Annotated in this window: 26 protein-coding genes; 6 read left to right on the top strand and 20 right to left on the bottom strand. The window is 73.5% G+C overall.

Going from position 1 to position 23,472, the window contains the following annotated elements:
• Nucleotides 1-2 precede the first annotated feature (2 nt).
• The 9 genes from rnc to ACWGB8_RS04230 form a co-directional block, all read right to left on the bottom strand.
• Entirely contained in the window at nucleotides 3-794 is a 792-nt protein-coding gene (rnc, locus tag ACWGB8_RS04190; protein ID WP_452210073.1) for a ribonuclease III, read from the bottom strand.
• A 20-nt stretch (nucleotides 795-814) separates the two neighbouring features.
• Nucleotides 815-988, bottom strand: a complete 174-nt coding sequence (gene rpmF / locus ACWGB8_RS04195; RefSeq protein ID WP_030056747.1) for a 50S ribosomal protein L32 — start codon at nucleotides 986-988, stop codon at nucleotides 815-817.
• Nucleotides 989-990: 2 nt separating this feature from the next.
• Nucleotides 991-1,659 carry a YceD family protein gene (locus ACWGB8_RS04200; protein WP_452210075.1) on the bottom strand — a complete coding sequence of 223 codons (669 nt, stop codon included), beginning with the start codon at nucleotides 1,657-1,659 and terminating at the stop codon, nucleotides 991-993.
• A 134-nt stretch (nucleotides 1,660-1,793) separates the two neighbouring features.
• Nucleotides 1,794-2,996 carry an ATP synthase F0 subunit B gene (locus ACWGB8_RS04205; protein ID WP_452210076.1) on the bottom strand — a complete coding sequence of 401 codons (1,203 nt, stop codon included), beginning with the start codon at nucleotides 2,994-2,996 and terminating at the stop codon, nucleotides 1,794-1,796.
• A gap of 204 nt (nucleotides 2,997-3,200) precedes the next feature.
• Nucleotides 3,201-3,692: a pantetheine-phosphate adenylyltransferase gene (gene coaD / locus ACWGB8_RS04210; protein ID WP_452210078.1), complete on the bottom strand. Its 492-nt coding sequence runs from the start codon at nucleotides 3,690-3,692 to the stop codon at nucleotides 3,201-3,203.
• A gap of 46 nt (nucleotides 3,693-3,738) precedes the next feature.
• Nucleotides 3,739-4,320 carry a 16S rRNA (guanine(966)-N(2))-methyltransferase RsmD gene (gene rsmD / locus ACWGB8_RS04215; RefSeq protein ID WP_452210080.1) on the bottom strand — a complete coding sequence of 194 codons (582 nt, stop codon included), beginning with the start codon at nucleotides 4,318-4,320 and terminating at the stop codon, nucleotides 3,739-3,741.
• Nucleotides 4,321-4,472: 152 nt separating this feature from the next.
• Nucleotides 4,473-5,000: a hypothetical protein gene (locus ACWGB8_RS04220; RefSeq protein WP_452210082.1), complete on the bottom strand. Its 528-nt coding sequence runs from the start codon at nucleotides 4,998-5,000 to the stop codon at nucleotides 4,473-4,475.
• Nucleotides 5,001-5,148: 148 nt separating this feature from the next.
• Entirely contained in the window at nucleotides 5,149-7,356 is a 2,208-nt protein-coding gene (recG, locus tag ACWGB8_RS04225) for an ATP-dependent DNA helicase RecG (protein WP_452210084.1), read from the bottom strand.
• A 38-nt stretch (nucleotides 7,357-7,394) separates the two neighbouring features.
• Nucleotides 7,395-9,029 (bottom strand): DAK2 domain-containing protein, encoded by a 1,635-nt coding sequence (locus tag ACWGB8_RS04230; RefSeq protein WP_452210085.1) that lies wholly within the window; start codon nucleotides 9,027-9,029, stop codon nucleotides 7,395-7,397.
• 285 nt (nucleotides 9,030-9,314) lie between these two features.
• Between ACWGB8_RS04230 and rpmB the strand changes: the two genes are divergently transcribed.
• Entirely contained in the window at nucleotides 9,315-9,500 is a 186-nt protein-coding gene (gene rpmB / locus ACWGB8_RS04235; RefSeq protein ID WP_014138233.1) for a 50S ribosomal protein L28, read from the top strand.
• 106 nt (nucleotides 9,501-9,606) lie between these two features.
• Here rpmB and thiD read toward each other — a convergent pair whose 3' ends face one another.
• From thiD to ACWGB8_RS04250, 3 genes are all read right to left on the bottom strand, one after another.
• Nucleotides 9,607-10,401, bottom strand: coding sequence for a bifunctional hydroxymethylpyrimidine kinase/phosphomethylpyrimidine kinase (gene thiD, locus ACWGB8_RS04240; protein ID WP_452210086.1), 795 nt, complete (start codon nucleotides 10,399-10,401; stop codon nucleotides 9,607-9,609).
• A gap of 24 nt (nucleotides 10,402-10,425) precedes the next feature.
• Entirely contained in the window at nucleotides 10,426-11,451 is a 1,026-nt protein-coding gene (locus tag ACWGB8_RS04245) for an ATP-dependent 6-phosphofructokinase (protein WP_452210088.1), read from the bottom strand.
• Between the two features lie 248 nt (nucleotides 11,452-11,699).
• Nucleotides 11,700-12,665, bottom strand: a complete 966-nt coding sequence (locus ACWGB8_RS04250; RefSeq protein ID WP_452210090.1) for a thiamine-phosphate kinase — start codon at nucleotides 12,663-12,665, stop codon at nucleotides 11,700-11,702.
• Between the two features lie 221 nt (nucleotides 12,666-12,886).
• On the opposite strand from ACWGB8_RS04250, the gene ACWGB8_RS04255 reads away from it, so the two are divergent.
• Together ACWGB8_RS04255 and ACWGB8_RS04260 are read left to right on the top strand one after the other, a co-directional pair.
• The gene (locus ACWGB8_RS04255) at nucleotides 12,887-13,120 is read left to right on the top strand and encodes an Lrp/AsnC ligand binding domain-containing protein (protein ID WP_452210091.1); all 234 of its coding nucleotides are present in this window, start codon (nucleotides 12,887-12,889) and stop codon (nucleotides 13,118-13,120) included.
• Nucleotides 13,121-13,139: 19 nt separating this feature from the next.
• The gene (locus ACWGB8_RS04260) at nucleotides 13,140-13,658 is read left to right on the top strand and encodes a DUF3515 domain-containing protein (protein WP_452210092.1); all 519 of its coding nucleotides are present in this window, start codon (nucleotides 13,140-13,142) and stop codon (nucleotides 13,656-13,658) included.
• Between the two features lie 79 nt (nucleotides 13,659-13,737).
• Here the strand turns inward: ACWGB8_RS04260 and ACWGB8_RS04265 are convergent, their stop codons facing one another.
• Genes ACWGB8_RS04265 through ACWGB8_RS04275 form a run of 3 tightly spaced genes read right to left on the bottom strand, consistent with a single transcriptional unit; the run spans nucleotide 13,738 to nucleotide 16,781 of the window.
• Entirely contained in the window at nucleotides 13,738-14,880 is a 1,143-nt protein-coding gene (locus ACWGB8_RS04265; protein WP_452210094.1) for a D-alanine--D-alanine ligase family protein, read from the bottom strand.
• Nucleotides 14,881-14,940: 60 nt separating this feature from the next.
• Nucleotides 14,941-15,942: an NAD(P)H-dependent glycerol-3-phosphate dehydrogenase gene (locus tag ACWGB8_RS04270; protein ID WP_452210096.1), complete on the bottom strand. Its 1,002-nt coding sequence runs from the start codon at nucleotides 15,940-15,942 to the stop codon at nucleotides 14,941-14,943.
• Nucleotides 15,939-16,781, bottom strand: coding sequence for a lysophospholipid acyltransferase family protein (locus ACWGB8_RS04275; RefSeq protein WP_452210098.1), 843 nt, complete (start codon nucleotides 16,779-16,781; stop codon nucleotides 15,939-15,941). Before ACWGB8_RS04275 ends, ACWGB8_RS04270 begins: the two co-directional genes overlap by 4 nt.
• A gap of 217 nt (nucleotides 16,782-16,998) precedes the next feature.
• Here ACWGB8_RS04275 and cofC point away from each other — a divergent pair, with 217 nt between their 5' ends.
• Nucleotides 16,999-17,706 (top strand): 2-phospho-L-lactate guanylyltransferase, encoded by a 708-nt coding sequence (gene cofC, locus ACWGB8_RS04280; RefSeq protein WP_452210099.1) that lies wholly within the window; start codon nucleotides 16,999-17,001, stop codon nucleotides 17,704-17,706.
• 76 nt (nucleotides 17,707-17,782) lie between these two features.
• Nucleotides 17,783-18,016 carry a hypothetical protein gene (locus ACWGB8_RS04285; RefSeq protein WP_452210101.1) on the top strand — a complete coding sequence of 78 codons (234 nt, stop codon included), beginning with the start codon at nucleotides 17,783-17,785 and terminating at the stop codon, nucleotides 18,014-18,016.
• A 103-nt stretch (nucleotides 18,017-18,119) separates the two neighbouring features.
• Here ACWGB8_RS04285 and ACWGB8_RS04290 read toward each other — a convergent pair whose 3' ends face one another.
• From ACWGB8_RS04290 to leuC, 4 genes are all read right to left on the bottom strand, one after another.
• Entirely contained in the window at nucleotides 18,120-18,830 is a 711-nt protein-coding gene (locus tag ACWGB8_RS04290; RefSeq protein ID WP_452210103.1) for an HU family DNA-binding protein, read from the bottom strand.
• Between the two features lie 133 nt (nucleotides 18,831-18,963).
• On the bottom strand, nucleotides 18,964-19,311 hold the full coding sequence (locus tag ACWGB8_RS04295) for an SCO5555 family protein (RefSeq protein WP_452210105.1): 348 nt from the start codon (nucleotides 19,309-19,311) through the stop codon (nucleotides 18,964-18,966).
• A 182-nt stretch (nucleotides 19,312-19,493) separates the two neighbouring features.
• Nucleotides 19,494-20,090 (bottom strand): 3-isopropylmalate dehydratase small subunit, encoded by a 597-nt coding sequence (leuD, locus tag ACWGB8_RS04300; RefSeq protein WP_452210106.1) that lies wholly within the window; start codon nucleotides 20,088-20,090, stop codon nucleotides 19,494-19,496.
• Nucleotides 20,091-20,095: 5 nt separating this feature from the next.
• Nucleotides 20,096-21,517, bottom strand: a complete 1,422-nt coding sequence (leuC, locus tag ACWGB8_RS04305; RefSeq protein ID WP_452210108.1) for a 3-isopropylmalate dehydratase large subunit — start codon at nucleotides 21,515-21,517, stop codon at nucleotides 20,096-20,098.
• Nucleotides 21,518-21,748: 231 nt separating this feature from the next.
• Between leuC and ACWGB8_RS04310 the strand changes: the two genes are divergently transcribed.
• Nucleotides 21,749-22,462: an IclR family transcriptional regulator gene (locus ACWGB8_RS04310; RefSeq protein ID WP_452210110.1), complete on the top strand. Its 714-nt coding sequence runs from the start codon at nucleotides 21,749-21,751 to the stop codon at nucleotides 22,460-22,462.
• Between the two features lie 51 nt (nucleotides 22,463-22,513).
• Here ACWGB8_RS04310 and ACWGB8_RS04315 read toward each other — a convergent pair whose 3' ends face one another.
• Nucleotides 22,514-23,242, bottom strand: coding sequence for a heparin lyase I family protein (locus tag ACWGB8_RS04315; protein ID WP_452210111.1), 729 nt, complete (start codon nucleotides 23,240-23,242; stop codon nucleotides 22,514-22,516).
• Nucleotides 23,243-23,472 lie beyond the last annotated feature (230 nt).

The raw sequence follows: 23,472 nt of genomic DNA on the forward strand, positions 1-23,472 counted from the left end.
GATCAGGCGCCGGCGTTCGGCAGGCGGTCGGCGAACTTCTCCTTGATCGCCCGCCAGGCGCTCTCCGCGGCCTTCTGCTCGGCTTCCTTCTTCGAGCGGCCGACGCCGCTGCCGAAGTCCTCGCCGGCCACCCGGGCCGCGGCGGTGAAGGTCTTCTCGTGGTCCGGGCCGGACTCCTCGACCACGTACTCCGGCACTCCGATGCCCACCGCGGCGGTGAGCTCCTGGAGGCTGGTCTTCCAGTCCAGGCCGGCGCCCAGCTGAGAGGACTCCTCGATCAGCGGGTCGAACAGCCGGTGGACGAACTCGGTGGCCGCGTCCAGGCCGCGGTCCAGGTAGATGGCGCCGATCACGGCCTCGACGGTGTCCGCGAGGATCGACGACTTGTCGCGGCCGCCGGTGCCCTCCTCGCCCTTGCCGAGGCGGATGAAGGTGCCGAGCTCAAGGCCCCGGCCGACGTCGGCCAGCGCGCGCGAGTTGACCACCGCGGCGCGCAGCTTGGCGAGCGTGCCCTCCGGGACGTCCGGGTGGACGCGGTAGAGGGTGTCGGTCACCACCAGGCCCAGCACCGAGTCGCCGAGGAACTCCAGGCGCTCGTTGGTGGGCAGCCCGCCGTTCTCGTACGCGTACGAGCGGTGGGTCAGGGCACGTACCAGAAGGGCGCGCTCAAGCGTGTACCCGAGGCGCCCTTCCAGAACGTCGTATTCGGTCGAAGCCGGCCCGCCGGCCTTCCCTCCGCCAGAAGAGTCCTTCTGGGCAGTGGTCGACTTGCGGGAGGAGTTACCGTCCGACATCGATCCGTACACCCCGCCGATCAGACCGAGAGGACCTGGCGACGGTTGTACGTGCCGCAGCTCGGGCACGCGATGTGGCCCAGCTTCGGCTCGTGGCAGCGGTCGCACGCCACGAGGGCCGGAACAACGGCCTTCCAGTTGGAACGGCGGTGGCGCGTGTTGCTGCGCGACATCTTCCGCTTCGGAACAGCCACGGCTACTTCTCCTGGTTCTCGGCGGCACCCTCGCGGGTGTCGCTGTTCGTGTTTCCCCACCGCCGGTCAGCGGCTTCGCCACGGGTCTCGTCGCCGTGGCCGGCGGAGAGTCCCTGCAGAGCCGCCCACCGGGGGTCGACGGCGTCGTGGTGGTGCGCCGGGTCGTCGCTCAGCCGCGCCCCGCACTCGGAGCACAGGCCCAGACAGTCGTCCTGGCACACCGGCTGCAGCGGCAGTGCGAGCACCACCGCATCACGCAGCACCGGCTGGAGGTCGAAGAAATCGCCCTCCAGGCGGTAAGTCTCTTCCTCCGAGTCCTCGTCGAGGTCCTCGGTCCCGGCCGTCCGGGCGCGGTGGCGCTCGTCGGACTCCGGGTAGTAGTACAGCTCCTGGAACGCCACGTCGAGGTCGTCCTCGACCGGCTCCAGGCACCGTACGCACTCGCCCTCGACGTGGGCCTCGGCGGTGCCGGTCACCAGCACGCCCTCGACCACCGACTCCAGGCGGAGCTCCAGGCTGATCCCGCTGCCCTCGGGCACGCCGATCACGTCGGCGATCCCGAGGCCCTCGGGGGCCTCCAGGGTGCGGGAGACCTTGCGCATCGAGCCGGGGCGACGGCCCAGCTCGTGCGTGTCGAACACGAGAGGGTCGCGGTGGTCGAGGCGGTTCAAGGTTCCTGACTTCCTGGAAAGAGCTGGTGTGCGGCGCTGCTCGTCGGATGACGCGCGGGCAGACCGACGGCCCGACACGGGGAGGCCGGAGTGGTCAGACTACCCGAGAGTTCGGCCAGGACCCAATCCGGCGGTCACCGCCCGCCCAGCTCCCGCAGCCTGGTCATGTCGATCATGCTGGTGTCGAAGAAGCTGGTCTCGTCGAGCGCCTGCTGCTGTTGCTGCGGCAGCTGCGCGGGCACCGCGGGCGGGGCGGCCGGCGGCTGCGGGTAGCCTCCCCCGGCCTCCGGCCGGGGGTGCCCCCATGCGTCGTACTGCTGGGCCGCGTAGCCCTGCTGCTGCGGGTAGCTGTAGCCACCGTCCGGCTGCCCGGCCGGGTAGCCGGGCTGCTGGGGGTAGCCGCCGCCGTACTGCTGCGCGGCGTACGGGTCGGCCTGGCCGGCCGGGTCGTAGCCGCCGCCGTACACCTCGGCGTACTGCCCGCCGGGGGCGCCCTGCTGGGCCGCCGCCGCGTACTGGTCGCCGCCCGGGGCCTGCCAGCCGGCCGCCGCGGGGGTCTGCTCGGGCCAGGTCTGCTGCTGCGGGACGTCCTCGCGGTACCAGGGCTGCTCGTCGCCGTCGGCGGCGAAGCCGGCCGCGACCGCCTCGGCGCGGTCCTTCAGCTGCTGGGCCTGGTCGGCGGCGGCCAGGTAGGCGCCCAGCTCGTCGATCGGGGCCTTGCCGAGCAGCTTGTCGCGGCCCTTGCCGACCGCCTCCAGGGTCTTGCCGAGCACGGCCTCCAGGGTGGCGAGCTTGGCGTCGACGTAGTCGTCGACCTCCGGGCTCGGGCTGATCCGCTGCGGCCGGAACTCCTCGCCGTCGGCCTCGCCGTCGTGCTCGTTCTCGAAGACGCTCGCGTCGCCGCGCAGCTTGGTGCGCCCGCGGCCGACGGCGCCGAGCGTCTTGGTCAGCACGACCTCGAAGTTGGCGAGCTTGCTGTCCACATAGTCGTCGGCCTCGGCGAGCTTGGTCTCGACCTCGCTGCGGGCCTCGGCGAGGATCCGGTCGGCCTCGGCGCGGGCCTGGCGGACCACCTCGGTGTCGGAGATCAGCGAACCCCGCTCGGCGTGAGCACCCTGGATGATCAGCTCGGCCTCGGCCTGCGCCCCGGCGACCACCTGCTCGTGGTCGGCCATCATCGACTGGGCCTGGGCGAGTTCGGCGGGCAGCGCGGCCCGCAGCTCCTGCAGCAGTCCGACCAGTTCGGCGCGGTTCACCACGCAGGACGCCGACATGGGCATCGAGCGGGCGTTCTCGACGGCCGCGACGATCTCGTCGACCTTGTTCTGCACGTCCACGGGGCTCCGTCTTTCCGTGTGCCGCCGACGGTCCGGCGGAGGCAGCGCCCGGCGCGGCGGTGTCACCGCAGGGCAGGACTACAGACTGTACGGCCACGGCCCGGGGTGCTCACAACGCCCGTGCCCGCACGGCCGCCCGGGCGGGGGACAAGCAGTGACGAACCGGCAGAAAGGGACACCCCGGGGCGGGCCCGGCCCGGCGGCCTACTGCTCGGCGCGGCGCTCCGCGATCCGCTCCACCAGCCGGTCGTGGACCACCGCCGGCAGCAGGTGCGAGACGTCGCCCCCGTACGAGGCGACCTCCTTGACCAGCGTGGACGACAGGAAGCTGTAGGTCGGCGAGGTCGGCACGAAGAGCGTCTCCACCCCGGTCAGGCCGTGGTTCATCTGCGCCATCTGCAGCTCGTAGTCGAAGTCGCTGACCGCCCGCAGGCCCTTGACGATCGCCGGGATGCCGCGCTCCCGGCAGAAGTCGACCAGCAGCCCGAGGTGCGACTCGACCACGATGTTCCCGTACCGGGCGGTGGTCTCCTCGATCAGCGCGATCCGCTCCTCGACGCTGAACATGCCCTGCTTGTTCCGGTTGATCAGGACCGCGACGTGCACCACGTCGTACAGCTTCGAGGCCCGCTCGATGATGTCGAGATGGCCGTTGGTGATCGGGTCGAACGAACCGGGACAGACGGCGCGGCGCATGGCGTTGGCTCCCTCGTGGGGTCGAGTGGTGCGGGCCGGGCGCCCGCTAGGGGTGGCGGGCCTCGGCGGCGGCGCGACCGTACCAGAGCGTTCCCTCGCCGTACCGGCGCGAGCGCAACGCCTCGAAACCGTCCGGCCAGCCGAACTCGCCGCCCCGGGTGCTGCGCTCCACGGTGACGAGTGCCTCGCCCGCGAGCCAGCCCCCGGCCAGGAGTGTGATCAGCATCTCGCGGATCTCGTCGTCGGTCACGACGTACGGCGGGTCCAGGAAGGCCAGGTCGTACGGGCTCTGCGGGGCCGGTCCCGCGATCACCTTCTCCGCCCTGGCGGCCCGCACCTCGGCCCCGGGCAGGCCCAGCGTCCGGACGTTCTCCCGGATCACCCGGACCGCCTGGGCGTCGGCCTCGACCAGCAGCACGTGCTCGGCGCCCCGGGAGAGCGCCTCCAGTCCAACCGCGCCGGAGCCGCCGAACAGGTCCAGCATCCGGGTGCCGCGGACGGTGCCGTGCAGCGCCTCCAGGGTGGAGAACATCGCCTCCCGGGCCTTGTCGGAGGTCGGTCGGGTGCCCCGGCCAGGCGGTACGGCCAGCCGGCGGCCCCCGGCCGCTCCGGCGATCACACGGGTCATGGTGGGGGAAGGTCCTTTCGTCGCTGCCCGTCCACGCTATACGGGTGCAGCCCCGCCGGTCCGACCGGCGGGGCTGCAGGGCTGAACGACAGGTGGCGGTACGACGGGCGGTTCGGCGTGCCGGGCGGCGTGCGGCGCTGCGGGCCGGGCGGCTACTCGGCGGCCGCGGCCTGGGCGGGCACGGCCGCGCCGAGCAGGGCCGGCGAGGCGTAGCGGGACCAGGACAGGCAGCCGTCGGGCGGGCAGAACTCGGGGCGGCGCGGGTCGTGGCCCAGCTCGCGCAGCTTGGTCCGGACGGAGTCGGGCGTGCGGCCGAAGCGGGCGGCGATCCGGGCGACGGTCTCGCCCTCGTGGAACCGCCGGACCAGCTCCTCCTCGTGCTGCGGCACCCAGGGGGCGCCGTGGCCGGGGTAGAGCTCGCGCAGCACGTCGCGGTCGGGGATGGGCTCGGCGACGTCGGCGACGATCGCCAGCGCCCGCAGCGCGCGGTTGAGCGCGATCCGCAGCGAGGCGACGTCCTCGACCGGCAGGCGGAGCTTGCCCGAGGCGAGCGGCGCGGCGGCCGCCCCCTCGCGCCAGCCGGTCAGGGTGAGGGTGACCTCGCGGTCGTCGTCGCTGGCGAGTTCGATCCGGAAGACCTTGTCGCCCAGCGGGAGCTCGTTGAGATGACGGAATGCCATGGCAGGACCCCCAAATGTCGTGCCGGGTACGCACCTTGGGGGTGCGTCCCGAACAACTACATTCTCTCCCGGGGGTCTGACAATCGGCCCTCGCCCGACCGGTCCTCCGTGTCCGGCCCTTCTCCGGCCGGGCCCCGCCCGCCGCGGTTCAGCCCTTCTCCATGTAGGCCGCACGGTCCTCGTCGAGCAGGCCGGCCAGGGCGGTGCGCAGGTCCGGGTGGGCGGCCAGCTCCGGGTCCGCCTCGACCAGCCGGGTGGCCTCGGCCCGGGCGGTGACGATGACGTCCTCGTCCTCCAGGACGGAGAGCACCTTGAGCGAGGACTTCACCCCGGACTGCGCCTGGCCGAGCACGTCGCCCTCGCGTCGCTGCTCCAGGTCGATCCGGGAGAGCTCGAAGCCGTCGAGGGTGCCGGCCACCGCGTCCAGCCTGGCCCGGGCGGGGCTGCCCGCGGGCATGTCGCTGACCAGCAGGCAGAGTCCGGGCGCGGTGCCGCGGCCGACCCGTCCGCGCAGCTGGTGGAGCTGGGAGACGCCGAAGCGGTCGGCGTCCATGATGACCATCGCGGTGGAGTTGGGGACGTTGACGCCGACCTCGATGACCGTGGTGGCGACCAGGACGTCCACCTCGCCGGCGGCGAAGCGGCGCATCACGTCGTCCTTGGCCTCGGGGGCGAGCCGGCCGTGCAGGATCTCCACCCGCAGCCCGGCCAGCGGCCCCCGGGTGAGCATCTCGGCGGTCTCGACGACCGAGAGCGGCGGCCTGCGCTCGTCGCTCCGCGCGCCGACGTCCTCCAGGTCCTCCTCGGCGGCGGCCTTGCCGCGCCCCTTCTTCGGGGCCGGCTCCTCGTCGCCGATCCGCGGGCAGACGACGTACGCCTGGTGGCCCTTGCCGACCTCCTCGCGGACCCGCTCCCAGGCGCGGACCAGGAAGTTGGGCTTCTCCACGGCCGGGACGACGTGGGTGGAGATCGGCGAGCGGCCGGCCGGGAGCTGGTCGAGGACGGAGGTCTCCAGGTCGCCGAAGACCGTCATCGCGACGGTGCGCGGGATCGGGGTGGCGGTCATGACCAGGAGGTGCGGGGGCTGTTCGCCCTTGGCGCGCAGGGCGTCGCGCTGCTCGACGCCGAAGCGGTGCTGCTCGTCGACGACGACCAGGCCGAGGTCCTGGAACTGCACCTTGTCCTCGATCAGGGCGTGGGTGCCGATGGCGATCCCGGCGTCGCCCGAGGCCATGTCGAGGAGCGCCTGGCGGCGGGCCGGGACGCCCATCGAGCCGGTCAACAGGACGACCTTGGTGCCGAGTTCGGAGCCGCCGAGCATGCCGCCCTCGGCGAGGTCGCCCATCATGTCGACGATCGAGCGGTGGTGCTGCTGGGCGAGCACCTCGGTGGGGGCCAGCAGGACGGCCTGCCCGTCGGCGTCGACGGCGGCGAGCATCGCCCGCAGCGCGACCAGGGTCTTGCCGGAGCCGACCTCGCCCTGGAGCAGCCGGTGCATCGGGTGCTCGCCCGCGAGGTCGGCGAAGATCTCGGCGGAGACGGTCCGCTGGCCGTCGGTGAGGGTGAACGGCAGCCGCGCGTCGAAGGCGTCCAGCACGCCGCCGGCCCGGCGGGGGCGGGGCTTGGCGGGCAGCGCGGAGTCGGAGGCCCGGCGCTGGGCGAGGGCGACCTGGAGGACGAACGCCTCGTCCCAGCGCAGCCGGTTCTGGGCGCGCTCGCGGTCGGCGTGGCTGCGCGGGCGGTGGACGAGCTCCAGCGCCTCGGCGATCGGCAGGAGGCCGTGCTCGGCGCGCAGGCCGGCGGGCAGCGGTTCGCCCACCTCGCCGAGGTGGGTGTCGAGCGCCATGTCGATGCACTTGGAGAGCTTCCAGCTGGGCATCTGGGCGCTGGCGCCGTACACCGGGATGAGCCGGCCGGCGAACTGCCCGGCCACACCGGCGTCGCTGTCCGCGTCGAGCAGCTGGTAGTCCGGGGAGACCAGCTGGCGGGTGCGGTTGAACATCCCGACCTTGCCCGCGAACAGGCCCTGGGCGCCGGTGCGCAGCTCCTTCTGGCGCCAGCCCTGGTTGAAGAAGACCAGGGTGAGCCGGCTGCGGTCGTCGGTGACCACGACCTCCAGCCGGTCGCCCTTGCGACCCTGGAAGGGCTTCAGGGTGACCTTCTCGATCCGGGCGAGCACGGTGACGTGCTCGTCGGTCTCCAGGTCGTCCAGGCTGGTGAGCCGGCCGCGTTCGACGTACCGGCGCGGGTAGTGGTGCAGCAGGTCGCCGACCGTGCGCAGCTTGAGGCTGTCGGCGAGGACCTTGGCGGTGCGGTCGCCGACGAGCTTGGTCAGTGGTAGATCGAGAGCGCCCATCACGCCCTGTTTACACCACGGCGCCGACAGAGCGGGTGCTACTCGACCCCGATGAGCAGCGGCGCCGACTCCTGGCCCCCGTGGAAGACCACCGCGTCGACCTCGGGGCGGTGCTGGCGGGCGTGCGCGACCAGGCGGTCGGCCAGGCCCGCGGGGGCGCCCTCGCCGAGCACCAGGGTGACGAGTTCGCCGCCGCCGCCGAGCATCCGGTCGAGCACACTGGCACCGACCTCGCCGAGGTCGGTGCCGATGACGGCGACGTCGCCGTCGATCAGGCCGAGCACGTCGCCGGCCTGGCAGACCCCGGCCATCGTCCAGGACTCCCCCTCGGCGACGGCGAGTTCGGCGTAGCGGGTGGCGCCGGCCGCGGAGGTCATGGCGACCACGTCCTCGTCGAAGCGCCGGCCGGCCTCGTGGACGGCGAGCGCGGCGAGCCCCTGGACGGGCGAGCGGGTGGGCAGGACGGCGATCCGGACGCCCTCCTCGCGCAGTTGGTCGGCGGCGGCCCCGGCGGCGGCCCGCAGTTCGGGGTCGTTGAGCAGCAGGACGACCTCGCGGGCGCCGGCCCGGCGGACGGCGGCGGTGAGGTCGGCGCTGGCCGGGGCCCGTCCGGCGGAGTGCAGCACCAGGGCGCCGGCCTGCTCGCAGAGTTCGGCCAGGCCCGGGCCGGGGACGACGCTGAGCACCGCGCGGTGGCGGACCTCCAGCTCGCCGCGGTCGTCGGCGGCGCCGGCCCGGGCGGCGGCCTCGGCGAAGTGGGTGATCCGGATCTGGTGCGGCCGGCCGGCCTCGACCCCGGCCTCGACGGCGGCGCCGGCGTCGTCGACGTGCACGTGGACGTTCCACAGGCCGTCGCCGCCGCCGACCACCAGCGAGTCGCCGAGGGCGGCGAGCCGTCCGCGCAGCGCGGGCAGCGCCTCGTCGGGGGCGTCGAGCAGGTAGATGACCTCGAAGGCGGGGTGGCCGGGGCCGGGGGGCCGCTCGTGGCCGTGGCAGCTCTCCACCGCGCGGACGTCGTCGCGCAGGGCCACCGGGCCCATCGGCTGGTGGCCGGAGACCGCATCGGCGAGGGCACCGAGGACGGCGACCAGGCCGCGTCCGCCGGCGTCGACCACGCCGGCCTCGGCGAGCACGGGGAGCTGTTCGGGGGTGTGCCGCAGGGCCTCGCGGGCGGCCCGGTGGGCGGTCTCGGCGACCTGGACGAGGCCGTCCCCGGCCCGGGCGGCCTCCCGGGCGGCGACCCGGGCGACGGTCAGCAGGGTGCCCTCGACGGGTTCGGCGACGGCCTGGTAGGCGGCGTCGGCGGCCCGCTGGAGGGCGGCCCGCAGCTGGTCGGCGCCGCCGCCCTCGGCGAGGGTCTCGGCGGTGCCGCGCAGCCACTGGGCGAGGATCACCCCGGAGTTGCCGCGGGCGCCGATCAGTGCGCCGCGGGCCATCGTCCGGGCGGTCTCGCCGAGTCCGGGGGACGGGTCGGCGGACCCGGCGGCCTCGGCGAAGCGGTTCTCCACGGCGGCGGCGGCGGATTCGACGGTGAGGTAGAGGTTGGTGCCGGTGTCGCCGTCGGGCACCGGGTAGACGTTGAGCGCGTCGATCTCCTCGCGGGCCTGGCCGAGCGCGCGCAGGGCCAGCCGGCACCAGGTGCGCACGGCCGGGGCGTCGAGCGTCTGCAGCACCAGGTCTCCTCCGGACGGGTCGCCGCGGTGGCTTCGGGGTGAACGGCGGGCGGCGATGCTGGCAGGTTAGCGGGGAGCGCCGGGTGGCCGCTGGAAGGTGCGGGCGCAGCGATCACCTGCGGGATCGTGGTAGTTTCGTTGAACGGGAGCAAGCGTTGTATGCTCTTCCGGTTGCCTGGAACAATCCAGGCTCACCCCTTTGGTCCGGTACTGGTTCACGCGAGTGCTCCGGTGGGTTGACGGGGTTTTCGAACGTACATGATCTGAAGTCTTGGAGTGACTCCTGTGGCTGCCAACTGCGACGTCTGCGGCAAGGGGCCGGGCTTCGGCAACAGCATCTCCCACTCGCACCGCCGTACCCCCCGTCGTTGGAACCCCAACATCCAGACGGTACGCGCTGTGATCGGGCGGACGCCGAAGCGGCTCAACGTCTGCACCTCGTGCATCAAGGCCGGTAAGGTCTCGCGCTGACGCGCAGACCGGTACGCCGGTCCTCCAGTGAGCCGGTTCATCCTCGGATGAACCGGCTTCCTGTTTTGCTCCGGAGGGGGCGGCCCGTGGGCCGCCCCCTCCGTTGTCAGCGGCGCCAGCGCCAGGCGTGGTCGACCGGGCCGATCCCGGCGCCCAGGGCGAAGCCGCCGGCGATCGCGCCGGTGATGTACTCCTTGGCCGAGCCGACGGCCTCCGGCAGCTCCTCGCCCTTGGCCAGGCCCGCGGCGATCGCGCTGGCCAGTGTGCAGCCGGTGCCGTGGGTGTGCCGGTTGTCGTAGCGGGGCGCGCGGTACCAGTGCTCCTCGCCGGCGCCGCCGTACAGCAGGTCGGCGGCCTCGCCCGCCAGGTGGCCGCCCTTGACCAGGACCCAGCGCGGGCCGAGGTCGAGCAGCGCCTTGGCGGCGTCCAGCATCTGCGACTCGTCCTCGACGGTGCGGCCGGTGAGCTGGGTCACCTCGTGCAGGTTGGGGGTGGCGAGGGTGGCCACCGGGAGCAGCCGCTCGCGGACGGTGGCGACGGCCTCGGCGGCGAGCAGCGCGTCGCCGTGCTTGGAGACGCCGACCGGGTCGACCACGACCGGGGCGCCGACGCCGGTGAGCAGCTCGGAGACGGTCTCGACGAGTTCGGTCGAGGCGAGCATGCCGGTCTTCACGGCCTGCACGCCGATGTCGTCGACGACGCTGCGGAACTGCGCCCGGACGGCCTCGGCCGGGAGTTCCCAGTAGCCCTGGACGCCGAGCGAGTTCTGGGCGGTCACGGCGGTGATCACGCTCATGCCGTGGACGCCGAGGGCGAGCATCGCCTTGAGGTCGGCCTGGATGCCGGCGCCGCCGCCGGAGTCGGAGCCGGCGACGGTGAGCACGCGGGGAGGAGCTGTCATGGGCCCCAACCTACCCGCCGCAGGTCAGAGCACGGCTTCCGATTCCGCCCAGCGGTCCGGCGGCACGGTCTTCAGCCGGGTGACGGCGTCGGCGATCGGCACCAGCTCGACCTCGGTGCCGCGCAGCGCGGTGAAGTGCCCGAAGGCGCCCTTGTGGACGGCCTCCACGGCGTGCCAGCCGAACCGGGTGGCGAGCACCCGGTCACGGGCGGTGGGGATGCCGCCGCGCTGGGTGTGGCCGAGGATGACCGGCCGGGCCTCCTTGCCGAGCAGGTTCTCCAGTTCGTGGGCGAGCCGGGTGCCGATCCCGCCGAAGGTCTGGTGGCCGAACTGGTCGACGTCGCCGTGGTCGAAGCGCATGGTGCCGGGCATGGGCGCGGCCCCCTCGGCGACCGCGATGATGGCGAACTTCTTGCCGCGCGCGAAGCGGTCCTCCACTATCCGGGCCACCGCCTCGATGTCGAAGGGCTTCTCCGGGACGAGGATGCCGTGCGCGCCGGCCGCCTGGCCGGCGGCGAGGGTGATCCAGCCGGTGTGGCGTCCCATCAACTCGACCACCATGACCCGCTGGTGGGACTCGGCGGTGGTCTTCAGCCGGTCGATCGCCTCGGTCGCCACGTGGACGGCGGTGTCGTAGCCGAAGGTGACGTCGGTGGCGTCGATGTCGTTGTCGATGGTCTTCGGGACGCCGACCACCGGCAGGCCGCCGTCGCTGAACAGCCGGGCGGCGGTCAGGGTGCCCTCGCCGCCGATGGCGATCAGGGCGTCGATGCCGAGGTTGCGGGCGAGCGTGCCGGCGTTCTCCACCGCCCACTCGATGCGGTCGCGCCGGACCCGGGCCGAGCCCAGGATGGTGCCGCCGAGGGTGAGCAGGCCGGTGACGTCGTCGTGCGAGACCGGGCGGGCGCGGCCCTCGATCAGGCCGAGGAAGCCGTCCTCGATGCCGATGATCTCGTCGCCGTGCACGTCGGTGCCCCGGTGCACGATCGAGCGGATCACCGCGTTGAGGCCGGGGCAGTCGCCGCCGCTGGTCAGGACACCGATGCGCATGGTGGCTGTGCTCTCCCGCTCCGCCGTGGTTCGGGCCGCCCGCCGGACGTTTCCGGGCGGGCCCCCGGTCGACCGCAAGCCTACGCGCGCGGTCGGCCGGAGCCCGTCAACCGCCGCGCGGGGCGCGCTCGTCCGGGGCCCGGGCGTGCTCGGCCGGGGCCGGGGCGTGCTCGGCCGGGGCCGGGGCGTGCTCGGCCGGGGCCGGGGCGGGTGCGGTCACCCGGTCGAGCGGTCGCCCGGCGGGCCGGTCACTCGGCGAAGTGGTCCCAGCCGCCGACCCGGTCCCAGGGCGCGCCGTCCACGGTGACCCGGCCGCCGCGCGAGCCGGTCGGGCGGCCGGTCACCCGGCCCACCACCCGCCAGCGGGCGGGCAGTTGGACGCCGGGCGGGAAGGTCGCCACCAGGGCGTGGTCCTCGCCGCCGGAGAGCACCCAGACCAGCGGGTCCACCCCGACCGCCTGGCCGATGTCGGCCATCTGCACCGGGACGTCGAAGTCGGCGGCCCGCAGGTCGATGTCCACCGCGCTGGCCTTGGCGACGTGGCCGAGGTCGGCGACCAGGCCGTCGCTGACGTCGATCAGCGAGGTGGCGCCGATGTCGGCCGCGGCCGGGCCCGCGTGGTACGGCGGTTCGGGGCGGCGGTGGGCCTCGACGAAGGCGCGCGGCGAGCGGAAGCCGCGCTGCAGCACGGTGAGTCCGGCGGCCGACCAGCCGAGCCAGCCCGTCACCGCGACCACGTCGCCGACCTGGGCACCGGAGCGCGTCACGGCCGCGCGCCCCTGCAGGTCCCCGAGCGCCGTGATGGCCAGGGTGATGGTGTCCCCGCGGACCACGTCGCCGCCGACCACCGTCGCCCCCGCCACCTGGCACTCGTCGCGCAGCCCGTCCATCAGCTCGGTGGCCCAGGTGGTGGGCAGGTCGGAGGGGGCGACCAGGCCGAGCAGGATGGCGGTGGGCACGGCGCCCATCGCGGCCACGTCGGCCAGGTTCTGCGCGGCGGCCTTGCGGCCGACGTCGTAGGCGGTGGACCAGTCCCGGCGGAAGTGCCGCCCCTCGATCAGCACGTCGGTGGTGGCCACCACCCGGCCGTCGGGCGCCCTCACCACCGCGGCGTCGTCACCCGGGCCGAGGTCGACCGCCTCGGTGAGCGGTACCCGGGCGGTCAGCTCCTTGATGAGTCCGAACTCGCCGAGCTCGCCCACGGTCCCCTGCATCTGCCGTCCTCTCGCGTTCCGAACGTTTCACCACCCGCGTCCGCGGGAACGGTGCGCTCCCCCGCGCGCAGCGTACGCCCTCCGGGGGTGCAGAGGTCTCCCTCCCCGCCCCGCTGCGCGGTAGCGTGGTGATCAGTCTGCCGGTGAGCCCGTTCCCCACCCCCGACGCCCGACCGGGCGATCACGGCGGCGATCCCTGACCCAGCCGCCGGGAGGTCCCCGTGGTAAAGGCATACATCCTGATCCAGACCGAGGTGGGCAAGGCGACCGCCGTCGCCCAGGCCATCACCGCGATCCGTGGCGTCCTGCAGGCCGAGGACGTCACCGGTCCGTACGACGTCATCGTCAGCGCCGAGGCGGACACCGTGGACGACCTCGGTCGCCTGGTCGTCGCCCAGGTCCAGCAGGTGGAGGGCATCACCCGCACCCTCACCTGTCCGGTGGTGAACCTGTAGGCCCGGCTACCATCGGCGGGTGGCCCGACGACTCCGCGTCCCCCGCGCACTGGCGGCGCTCCCGGCACCCGTCCGGTGGCTCGCCCTGCCCGTCGCGCTGACCTGCACCACGGTGGTGCTGGTCGGCAGCTGGAGCACGCCCGAGGAGGACGTCGAGGTCCCCGCGCCCACCGGCAAGGCGGCCGGCTACTGCCGGTCGCTCGCCGGGGCGCTGCCGCCGACCCTGCTCGGGCACCCGCGCAAGGACCCCTCCCCCGCGTCCCCGTACGTGGCGGCCTGGGCCTCCTCGCCGCGGATCGTGCTGCGCTGCGGCGTGCCGCACCCGGACGAGCTGACCTTCGAGCGCCAGGCCGAGATGTCGCCGACCGTCAACGACGTCACCTGGTTCGCGCACCGGCTGCCGGACGGCGGCTACCGCTTCACCGCGACCCAGCGGGCCGCCTTCGTCGAGGTGACCGTGCCCGGCGGGGCCATCGGCAACCCGCTGGACGCGCCCGCCGTCCTGTCCGACCTGGTCAAGGCGCACATCCCGGCCTGAGCGCGGGGCCCGGGCGCGGGGCGCCGCGGCCCGGAAACGCCGCAGGGGCGGGCCGTGGCGGCCCGCCCCCGCCACGGGTTCAGCGCAGGCCGGTGGAACGGTTCAGCGCCTGCTGCAGCAGCCGGTCGATCAGCTCGGGGTACGACAGCCCGGTGGCCTGCCACATCTTCGGGAACGCCGAGATCGGGGTGAAGCCGGGCATGGTGTTGACCTCGTTGACCATCCAGCTGCCGTCCTCCAGCAGGAAGAAGTCCACCCGGGCCAGGCCCTCGCAGCCCAGCGCCTCGAAGGCGGCCAGCGCCTGGCGGCGGATCTCGGCGGTCTCGTCCGCGGTCAGCGCGGCCGGGATCCGCACCTCGGAGGAGTCGATGTACTTGGCCTCGAAGTCGTAGAACTCGAAGTCGCCGCCGACCAGCACCTCGGCCGGCACGCTCGCCCGCGGGCCGTCCTCGAACTCCAGCACCGCGCACTCGATCTCGCGGCCGGCGACGCCCGCCTCGATGATCAGCTTGGGGTCGTGGCGGCGCGCCTCCTCGATCGCGGCGTCCAGCTCGGCCAGGTCCTTGACCTTGGTGATGCCCATGCTGGAGCCGGCCCGGCAGGGCTTCACGAACAGCGGCAGCCCCAGGCCGGCCACCCGCTCGCGCACGGCGGCCCGGCCCGCCTCGGTCTCCCACTCGCGCGGGCGGACCACGGTGTACGAGCCGACGCCCAGGCCGTGCGAGGCCAGGATCCGCTTGGTGAACTCCTTGTCCATGCCGACCGCGCTGGCCAGCACGCCGTTGCCCACGTACGGGACGCCGGAGAGCTCCAGCAGGCCCTGCAGGGTGCCGTCCTCGCCCCAGGGGCCGTGCAGCAGCGGCAGTACCACGTCGACGTCGCCGAGCGCCTTGGGCGTCTGCCCGGGCTCGCTCAGGACCACCTCGCGGCTGCCCGGGGAGACCGGCAGCGCGACCTGGCCCTCGACGGACTCGGCGACGTGGTCGACGTCCGGCAGCCGGCCGTCGGTGATGGCCATCCGGGCGGGCTCGTCGCTGACCAGCGCCCAGCGGCCGTCGTGGGTGATGCCGATCGGCAGCACGTCGTACTTGTCGCGGTCGATCGCCCGCAGCACGCTGCCCGCGGTGGTGACCGAGATGGCGTGCTCGGAGCTGCGGCCACCGAAGACGATCGCTACGCGCGGCTTCGCGGACGGGTTCGGGGAGGACTGTTCGATGCTCATATCGGGTTTGAGACTACCGTGCGAGATGTTTCGGGCGGGTGAGCCGGGCCCCGGCGCCCGTCAGCGCCGCTCGGGCTTGGCCGAGCGGGACATCAGCGCCTGCAGCGCCTCCTGGGTCGGGCGGCCGTTGTGCACCACGTCCACCACGGCCTCGACGATCGGCATGTCGACGCCGTTGCGCCGGGCCAGGTCGAGCACCGACTCGCAGGACTTCACGCCCTCGGCGGTCTGCCGGGTGGCCGCGATGGTCTCCGCCAGCGACATCCCCCGGCCCAGGTTGGTGCCGAAGGTGTGGTTGCGCGACAGCGGCGAGGAGCAGGTGGCGACCAGGTCGCCCATCCCGGCGAGCCCCGCGAAGGTGTACGGGTCGGCGCCCAGCGCCAGGCCGAGCCGGGTGGTCTCGGCCAGGCCCCGGGTGATCAGCGTCGCCTTGGTGTTGTCGCCGAGCCCCATGCCGTCCGCCATGCCGACCGCCAGGCCGATCACGTTCTTCACCGCGCCGCCCAGCTCGCAGCCGACCACGTCCGCATTGGTGTACGGACGGAAGTACGGCGTGTGGCAGGCCGCCTGGAGCCGCTTGGCGACGTCCTCGTCGGTGCAGGCGACCACGCTGGCGGCGGGCTGCCGGTTGGCGATCTCGCGGGCCAGGTTTGGACCGCTGACGACCGCGACCCGCTCCGGACCGACCCCGGCGACCTCGGCGATCACCTCGCTCATCCGCTTCGCGGTGCCGAGTTCGATGCCCTTCATCAGGCTGACCAGCACCGTCCGCGGGCCGAGCAGTGGCGCCCAGGCGGCGAGGTTCTCGCGCAGCGTCTGCGAGGGCACCGCCAGCACCGCGAACTCGGCGCCGGCCAGCGCCTCGGCGGCGTCGGTGGTGGCCCGGATCGAGCCGGGCAGCTCGATCTGCGGCAGGTAGTCGGGGTTGACGCGGGTGGTGTTGATGGCGTCCACCAGCTGCTGCCGGCGGCCCCAGAGCACCACCTCGCTGCCGGCGTCGGCGAGCACCATCGCGAACGCGGTGCCCCAGGAACCGGTGCCGAACACGGCGCATCGGGTCACTTGCCCGCCTCCTCGCCCGCGCGGTGGCCGTCGGCCGCCCGGTTGCGCTCGGCCTCGGCGGCCTCGGCCCGGTGCCGGGCCGCGGCGCGCATGTCGTACCGCTCGGCCGGCGGCCGCTCGCCCCGGATCCCGGCCAGCACCTCGGTGATCGCGTCCATGATGTCGTCCGTCGCGTCCTTGAGCACCTGGGCGGTCAGTTCCTGGCCCCGGTACCTGCTCAGGTCCACCGCAGGACCGGCGGCGACGGTCACCCGGTGCCGCGGGAACAGGTTGAACCGGCTCTTCCCGGAACCGCCCCGGCCGTACGGCGGGATGATCTCGTGCGCACCCCAGTGCGCCACCGGGATGACCGGCGCACCGGTCATCAGCGCGACCCGGGCCACCCCGCTCTTGCCGGTCATCGGCCACAGGTCCGGGTCCCGGGTGAGGGTGCCCTCCGGGTAGAACTGCACGCACTGCCCGGCGTTGACGGCGTCGATCGCCGCCCGGAACGCCTGTGCCGCGTCGGTCGACTCCCGGAACACCGGGATCTGGCCGGTCTTGCGCAGCATGAACCCGATGAACGGGACCGAGAACAGCGAGGACTTGCCGAGGATCCGCGGCGGGCGCCCGCTGTTGTACTGCCAGTGGGCGTACACCACCGGGTCGATGATCGAGTTGTGGTTGACGGCCGCGATGAAGCCGCCCTCCTTCGGAAGGTGCTCCCAGCCCCGCCAGTCGGGCTTGACCAGAGCGGTCGTCACCGGCTTCACCAGCACGGCCGCGAAGCGGTACCAGATGCCGTAGTCGGCGTTGCCGAAGCTGGCGTACGAGCGGCGGGCCACCCCAGGTCCTCTCATCCGGTGCGGCACGTGGGGTGCCGCGGTCTTGGGCGCCCGACCCCGGTCCGGGGGTGGACCCCGGGTGCCCGGGGCCCGGGCGCGGAACAGTCTCGCCCGACCGCTCACCGGCTGTCGAGCAACCCCGCTGGCAGGCCCGGCTCACGTGACGAATCGCACGTCAGCGCGCATGGGGCGGCCTGGCGGGGGCTCCGGGAACGGCGCCACAATGACGCCGATGACCCAGGACACCGTACGCCCCAGCGGGCCCGTCCCGCCGCCCGCACCCGCCGACGGCTGGTCGCTGGTACTGCCGCTCAAACCGCTCGCGCTCGCCAAGACCCGCCTTGCGCCGTTCGCCGGACCGCACCGCCCGGACCTGGCACTCTCGTTCGCGCTCGACACCGTCACCGCCGCGCTGGCGGCCCCGGGCGTCGACCGGGTGCTGGTGGTCACCCGCGATCCCGTCGCCGGCCCGCGGCTGGCCGCGCTCGGCGCCGTGGTGGTCGCCGACGAACCCGGCGGCGGCCTCAACCCCGCACTGGCGCACGGCGCCGCCGCCGCGCTGGCCCTCGCGCCCCGCGCGCCGGTCGCCGCACTCTCCGCCGACCTGCCCGCCCTGCGGCCGGCCGAACTCGCCCGCGTCCTCGCCGCCGTACCGCACGCGGGCCGGGCCTTCCTCGCCGACGCCCCCGGGCTGGGCACCACCCTGCTCGCCGTCCGCCCCGGCCGACCGCTCTCCCCCGCCTTCGGGGACGGCTCCCGGGCCCGCCACACCGCCGCCGGCGCCCGCGAACTCCACCTGGACGGCGTGGAATCGGTGCGCCGGGACGTCGACACCGGTGCCGACCTGGCCGAGGCCCGCACGCTCGGGCTGGGGCCGCACACCGAGGCCGCGCTCACCGCGCTCGGCCCCGCACTCGACCCCGCCGCCCGGGGCCGCTGACGCCCCGGACACGGCGCCCCGGTCCGCGGAGCGGCTGCTCCCGGGCGTTGTCGGCGGCCCTCGCTATGCTGCAGGCATGCAGGCCACCGCATTCACCTTCGACCCCGCCACCCGGGCCGGCTCCGTGCTGCTCGACGACGGGAGCCCGGTGCCGTTCGACGCGGCCGCCTTCGACGCCGGCGGCCTGCGCCTGCTGCGCCCGGGCCAGCGGGTGCGCATCCGCACCGAGGGCAGCGGCGACGCCCGCCGGGTGGTCTTCGTGACCCTGCAGACCTTCCCCGACCCCGCCGAGGGCACCGGCACCGCCTGATGCCCGCCGCAGGAGCGCCGTGACGCGAAAGAGCCGTGGCGGCACCCGCTCCCGGGGGAATTCCGGGAGGGAGGGCCGCCACGGCTCTCGAAGGCCGTCCGGACTACTTCGCGGTGGTCTTGCGCGCGGTGGTCTTGCGGGTGGTGGTCTTCTTGGCCGGGGCCGTCTTCTTGGCGGCGGCGGCCTTCTTGGTCGCGGTGGCGGCCGTGGTCTTCTTGGCGGCGGCCGTGGTGGCCGTCTTCTTCGCGGCGGCGGCGGTCTTCTTGGTCGCGGCGGCGGTGGTCGCGGCCTTCTTCGCGGCGGCCGTCGTCTTGGTCGCGGTCGCCTTCTTGGCGGCGGTGGCCGTGGTCTTCTTCGCGGCGGTGGTCGCGGCCTTCTTGGCGGCGGCCTTCTTCGCCGGGGCGGCGGCAGCGGCGGCGGCCGTGGCGCGCTTGGCGGCGGCGCGCTTGGCGGCCGGGGTCGCGGCGACACCGCTCTTGCCCGGGGTGAGGGAGCCCTTGGGGGCCTTCTTCACCGACGGGCCCTCCTTCGGCAGCTTCTTGGCGCCGCTGACCAGGTCCTTGAAGCCCTGGCCGGGGCGGAAGCGCGGGACGGAGGTCTTCTTGACCTTGACCTTCTCGCCGGTCTGCGGGTTGCGGGCGAAGCGCGCGGAGCGCTCCACCTTCTCGAAGGTGCCGAAACCGGTGACCGAGACCCGGTCACCCGCCACGACGGCACGCACCATGGTGTCGAGCACTGCGTCGACGGCCTCTGCGGCAGCCTTGCGACCGCCCAGCTGCTCGGCCACCGCTTCGACAAGCTGAGCCTTGTTCACGTCTTCCCCTTCGGAAACGGGCGCCGGATGATTCCATCCGTTCATTTCGCACGTTAGGTATGTATCTGCGGACTTTCAATTACCAAACGCGCGAATCACCCTAGTGTCGCAATGGATTTGCGCGTCGGCGACCTCAGACGACGGGCGGGCGCCCCTCGTCGAGGTCCTGCACAAAGCGACTCAACCGCCTTGCCGCCTCCGGAAGATCGCGCTTGGCGGTCTCGGTGACGATCAGGAGTTGACGGGTGAGAGCGGTCTTTGCATCGGCGGACACGTTCAGCGCATGGACGCGGGCGTGGGCTTGCTTCAACCGCTCGGCCACAAGCGCGTAGAGCGCTGCGACTTCCGGGTCGTCCGGCTCCTCAGCGGCTGAGGCGGCGGTGTCCCGCGGATCGTCAATTCGGCGTTCGGCTCCCCGGCCCGTGGTCTCCGGTGACGCGGGTTCGCCGCCCGCGTACGGAGGTTCATGGTGCCGGTGCATGCACTGATTGTGCCATCTACCCGCAGTTGTGCATGCGCGGGGCCCTCTGCGGCAATGCATTGTCGGCAATCGGGGGCCGGCCGCGGAGTCGAACTCCGGCTCCGGAGCGGCGGAAGGCCCGCCCCCCCGAGGGGAGGACGGGCCGTCCGGCGGATCGTCAGAATGCTTGCGGCGACGGTCGATCAGGCGATCGGAAGGGTCCGCGGCTTGAACGCGGGACGGGTCGCCTCGAAGGCCGCGATGTCGCCCTCGTTCTGCAGCGTGATGCTGATGTCGTCCAGCCCGTTCAGCAGCCGCCACCGGACGTTGTCGTCCAGTTCGAAGGAGGCGGTGACGCCCTCGGCGCGCACCTCGCGGGCCTCCAGGTCGACGGTGATCTCGGCGGTCGGGTCGGCCTCGGTGAGGGCCCACAGCCGCTCCACGGTCTCCTGCGGCAGGACGACCGTGAGCAGGCCGTTCTTCAGCGAGTTGCCGCGGAAGATGTCGGCGAAGCGGGACGAGATCACCGCGTGGAAGCCGTAGTTCTGCAGGGCCCAGACCGCGTGCTCGCGGGACGAGCCGGTGCCGAACTCGGGGCCGGCCACCAGCACGGTGGCGCCCTGCCGCTCGGGGAGGTTGAGGACGAAGGACTCGTCCTTGCGCCAGGCCTCGAACAGCCCGTCCTCGAAGCCGGAGCGGGTGACCTTCTTCAGCCAGTGGGCCGGGATGATCTGGTCGGTGTCGACGTTGCTGCGGCGCAGCGGGACGGCCCGGCCGGTGTGGGTGGTGAACTTCTCCATGCTGCTCAGGCCTCCACAGCGACGTTGGACGAGAGGTCGGCGGGCGCGGCCAGTCGGCCGAGCACGGCGGTCGCCGCGGCGACCTGCGGCGAGACCAGGTGGGTGCGGCCCCCCTTGCCCTGGCGGCCCTCGAAGTTGCGGTTCGAGGTGGATGCGCAGCGCTCGCCGGGGGCCAGCTGGTCGGGGTTCATCCCCAGGCACATCGAGCAGCCGGCGTGGCGCCATTCGGCACCGGCGGCGGTGAAGACCTTGTCCAGGCCCTCCTCGACGGCCTGCAGGGCGACCCGTACCGAGCCCGGCACGACCAGCATCCGCACGCCCTCGGCGACCCGGCGGCCGTCCAGGATCGCGGCGGCGGCCCGCAGGTCCTCGATCCGGCCGTTGGTGCAGGAGCCGACGAAGACGGCGTCGACCGCGACCTCGCGCAGCGGGGTGCCGGCCTCCAGGCCCATGTACGCCAGGGCGTTCTCGGCGGCGATCCGCTCCTGCGGGTCCTCGAAGGAGGCCGGGTCCGGCACGTTCGCGCCGAGCGGGGCGCCCTGGCCGGGGTTGGTGCCCCAGGTGACGAACGGGGTCAGCTGGGCGGCGTCGATGAAGATCTCGTGGTCGAAGACCGCGTCCTCGTCGGTGACCAGGGTCTTCCAGTACGCGACGGCGGCGTCCCAGTCCTCGCCCTGCGGGGCGTGCGGGCGCCCCTCCAGGTAGTCGAAGGTGGTCTGGTCCGGGGCGATCATGCCGGCCCGGGCGCCCGCCTCGATCGACATGTTGCAGATGGTCATCCGGGCCTCCATGGAGAGGCTGCGGATGGCCGAGCCGCGGTACTCCAGGACGTAGCCCTGGCCGCCGCCGGTGCCGATCTTCGCGATGATCGCCAGGATCAGGTCCTTGGCGGTGACGCCCTCGGGCAGCTCGCCCTCGACGGTGATCGCCATGGTGCGGAACGGCGCCAGCGGCAGGGTCTGGGTGGCCAGCACGTGCTCGACCTGGCTGGTGCCGATGCCGAAGGCCAGCGCGCCGAAGGCGCCGTGGGTGGAGGTGTGGGAGTCGCCGCAGACCACGGTGGTGCCGGGCTGGGTCAGGCCCAGCTGCGGGCCGACCACGTGCACGACGCCCTGCTCGACGTCGCCGAGCGAGTGGATCCGGACGCCGAACTCGGCGGCGTTCTTGCGCAGCGTCTCCAGCTGCACCTTGGAGACCGGGTCCGCGATGGGCTTGTCGATGTCCAGGGTGGGCGTGTTGTGGTCCTCGGTGGCGATCGTCAGATCGGTCCGACGGACCGGGCGCCCGGCCAGACGGAGGCCGTCGAAGGCCTGCGGGCTGGTCACCTCGTGCAGCAGGTGCAGGTCGATGAAGAGCAGGTCGGGCTCGCCCTCGGCGCGCCGCACGACGTGGTCGTCCCAGACCTTCTCTGCGAGTGTCCGTCCCATCGGAATCCCTCCAGCCGGCCGCGTTGCCGGCCTTCTCGTGTCGTCGGGGTCAGTGCTTCCGCCGCCCTGTGAGGCACGCGTCGCGCGACCTGCACGCCGGATCGGTGTCCACGATGCGGACGCCTGATCGAGGCCGCATTCTGGATGTCTCCCGGGCTGCTGCATCCAGAGTGGCGCTTTTCCCGGAAGATTGAACTTGCGTCTCGCGGAATGAGACTGCAGTCTTAGGGCATGGACAACACTAGCGGCGTCGGCGTTCTCGACAAGGCCGCTCTGGTGCTCAGCGCACTGGAGTCGGGCCCCGCCACGTTGGCGGGGCTGGTCGCCGCCACCGGTCTGGCGCGGCCCACCGCCCACCGACTCGCCGTCGCACTCGAACACCACCGTCTGGTCACCAGGGACATGCAGGGCCGCTTCATCCTCGGCCCCCGTCTCTCCGAACTCTCCGCCGCGGCGGGCGAGGACCGGCTGCTCGCTACCGCGGGCCCCGTCCTCACCCACCTGCGCGACGTCACCGGCGAGAGCGCACAGCTCTACCGCCGCCAGGGCGAAATGCGGATCTGCGTAGCCGCCGCCGAGCGGCTCTCCGGCCTGCGGGACACCGTCCCGGTCGGCAGCACCCTGCCGATGAAGGCCGGCTCGGCCGCCCAGGTCCTGCTGGCCTGGGAGGAGCCCGAGCGCCTCCACCGCGGCCTCCAGGGCGCCCGCTTCACCGCCACCGCCCTCAGCGGCGTCCGGCGGCGCGGCTGGGCCCAGTCCATCGGCGAGCGCGAGCCGGGCGTCGCGTCCGTCTCCGCGCCCGTCCGCGGCCCCTCCAACCGCGTGGTGGCCGCCGTCTCCGTCTCCGGCCCGATCGAGCGACTGACCCGCCACCCCGGTCCGCTGCACGCCCAGGCCGTCATCGAAGCGACCCGTCACCTCACCGAGGCCCTGCGCCGGGCCTGACCACCGGCGGGGCCCCTCCGACCGGCCGGTCCCGCCGGGGTCCGCCGGACCCTACGAGCCGGCGGTCGCGCCCTCCAGGGTGGTCGCCATGATCGGGCTGGTGAAGGTGTTCGTCGCGTCCCCCGGGGAGAGGTGGTAGGAACCCCACTTGAGGTAGTTGCGGGTGCCGTCCCAGGTGGTCCCCTTGAAGGTGCCCGAGCCGGTGGTGAAGGTCTGCTTCACGCCGTCGAACCAGAAGTCGATGGTGCCGTCCGTGCGGCCCAGGCGGATCTTCAACGCGTAGGAGTGCCACTGGTCGTTGGCGGTCGGCGCGGTCCACAGCGTGTGCGCCACATGGTCGGTGTCCCACTCCTGGAGGCGGATGCGCCCGGTCGTCGCGTCGATCTCGATCGGGTGGTTCGCCGTGCCGGTGCTCGGCGAGCACTTGAGCTGGAAGACGTAGCGGCTCTTCGCGTCCTTGATGTCCACCTTGGACGACCATCCGAGGTAGAAGGTGTCGCCCTCCTTCAGGTCGGGGCTGAGCGTCTCGCAGCGCTCCTCGCCCGCCGCCTGGAACGCCCGCCACACACTGCCCTTGACGGGGTCCTTGACGACGCCGAAGTCGCCCTGCGCGCACTGGACGGCGGCGAAGGAGGACGGACCCTTGCCGGTACTCGGGGTCCACAGGACCCTTCCCGCCGCGGCGGAGCTGCCGGCGGTGGCCGAGGCGCAGGTGATCGCGAGCGTGGTGAGGGCCACGACGCCGACGGCGGTCGTGCGGCGGTGGGACAGCGGAGACATGCCACTCCCGGGTGGACGAGCGGCCGGCACGGGTGTCGTCCGGACCGGCCCCGAAGGGACGCAGGGACCGATTCGACCACCTGACGGCCCGTCGGACCAAGCAGGCCGACCGGCAGCGGCACTTTCGGGCACGTCCACCGGTCGGCCCGGGCAGCGCAACGGGGACCCCCGGGCGGGGGCACCGGGGCAGGGGCATCGCGACAAGGACGCCGTGGCAAGGGCCCCGTGGA

It is taken from the genome of Kitasatospora sp. NPDC054939, from assembly GCF_053610105.1.

Coding starts and splice junctions, on each gene's coding strand:
- rnc (WP_452210073.1), bottom strand. CDS start 794: ATGTCGGACGGTAACTCCTCCCGCAAGTCGACCACTGCCCAGAAGGAC.
- coaD (WP_452210078.1), bottom strand. CDS start 3,692: ATGCGCCGCGCCGTCTGTCCCGGTTCGTTCGACCCGATCACCAACGGC.
- rsmD (WP_452210080.1), bottom strand. CDS start 4,320: ATGACCCGTGTGATCGCCGGAGCGGCCGGGGGCCGCCGGCTGGCCGTA.
- ACWGB8_RS04220 (WP_452210082.1), bottom strand. CDS start 5,000: ATGGCATTCCGTCATCTCAACGAGCTCCCGCTGGGCGACAAGGTCTTC.
- recG (WP_452210084.1), bottom strand. CDS start 7,356: ATGGGCGCTCTCGATCTACCACTGACCAAGCTCGTCGGCGACCGCACC.
- thiD (WP_452210086.1), bottom strand. CDS start 10,401: ATGACAGCTCCTCCCCGCGTGCTCACCGTCGCCGGCTCCGACTCCGGC.
- ACWGB8_RS04245 (WP_452210088.1), bottom strand. CDS start 11,451: ATGCGCATCGGTGTCCTGACCAGCGGCGGCGACTGCCCCGGCCTCAAC.
- ACWGB8_RS04250 (WP_452210090.1), bottom strand. CDS start 12,665: ATGCAGGGGACCGTGGGCGAGCTCGGCGAGTTCGGACTCATCAAGGAG.
- ACWGB8_RS04265 (WP_452210094.1), bottom strand. CDS start 14,880: ATGAGCATCGAACAGTCCTCCCCGAACCCGTCCGCGAAGCCGCGCGTA.
- ACWGB8_RS04275 (WP_452210098.1), bottom strand. CDS start 16,781: ATGAGAGGACCTGGGGTGGCCCGCCGCTCGTACGCCAGCTTCGGCAAC.
- cofC (WP_452210099.1), top strand. CDS start 16,999: ATGACCCAGGACACCGTACGCCCCAGCGGGCCCGTCCCGCCGCCCGCA.
- ACWGB8_RS04285 (WP_452210101.1), top strand. CDS start 17,783: ATGCAGGCCACCGCATTCACCTTCGACCCCGCCACCCGGGCCGGCTCC.
- ACWGB8_RS04295 (WP_452210105.1), bottom strand. CDS start 19,311: ATGCACCGGCACCATGAACCTCCGTACGCGGGCGGCGAACCCGCGTCA.
- leuD (WP_452210106.1), bottom strand. CDS start 20,090: ATGGAGAAGTTCACCACCCACACCGGCCGGGCCGTCCCGCTGCGCCGC.
- leuC (WP_452210108.1), bottom strand. CDS start 21,517: ATGGGACGGACACTCGCAGAGAAGGTCTGGGACGACCACGTCGTGCGG.
- ACWGB8_RS04310 (WP_452210110.1), top strand. CDS start 21,749: ATGGACAACACTAGCGGCGTCGGCGTTCTCGACAAGGCCGCTCTGGTG.
- ACWGB8_RS04315 (WP_452210111.1), bottom strand. CDS start 23,242: ATGTCTCCGCTGTCCCACCGCCGCACGACCGCCGTCGGCGTCGTGGCC.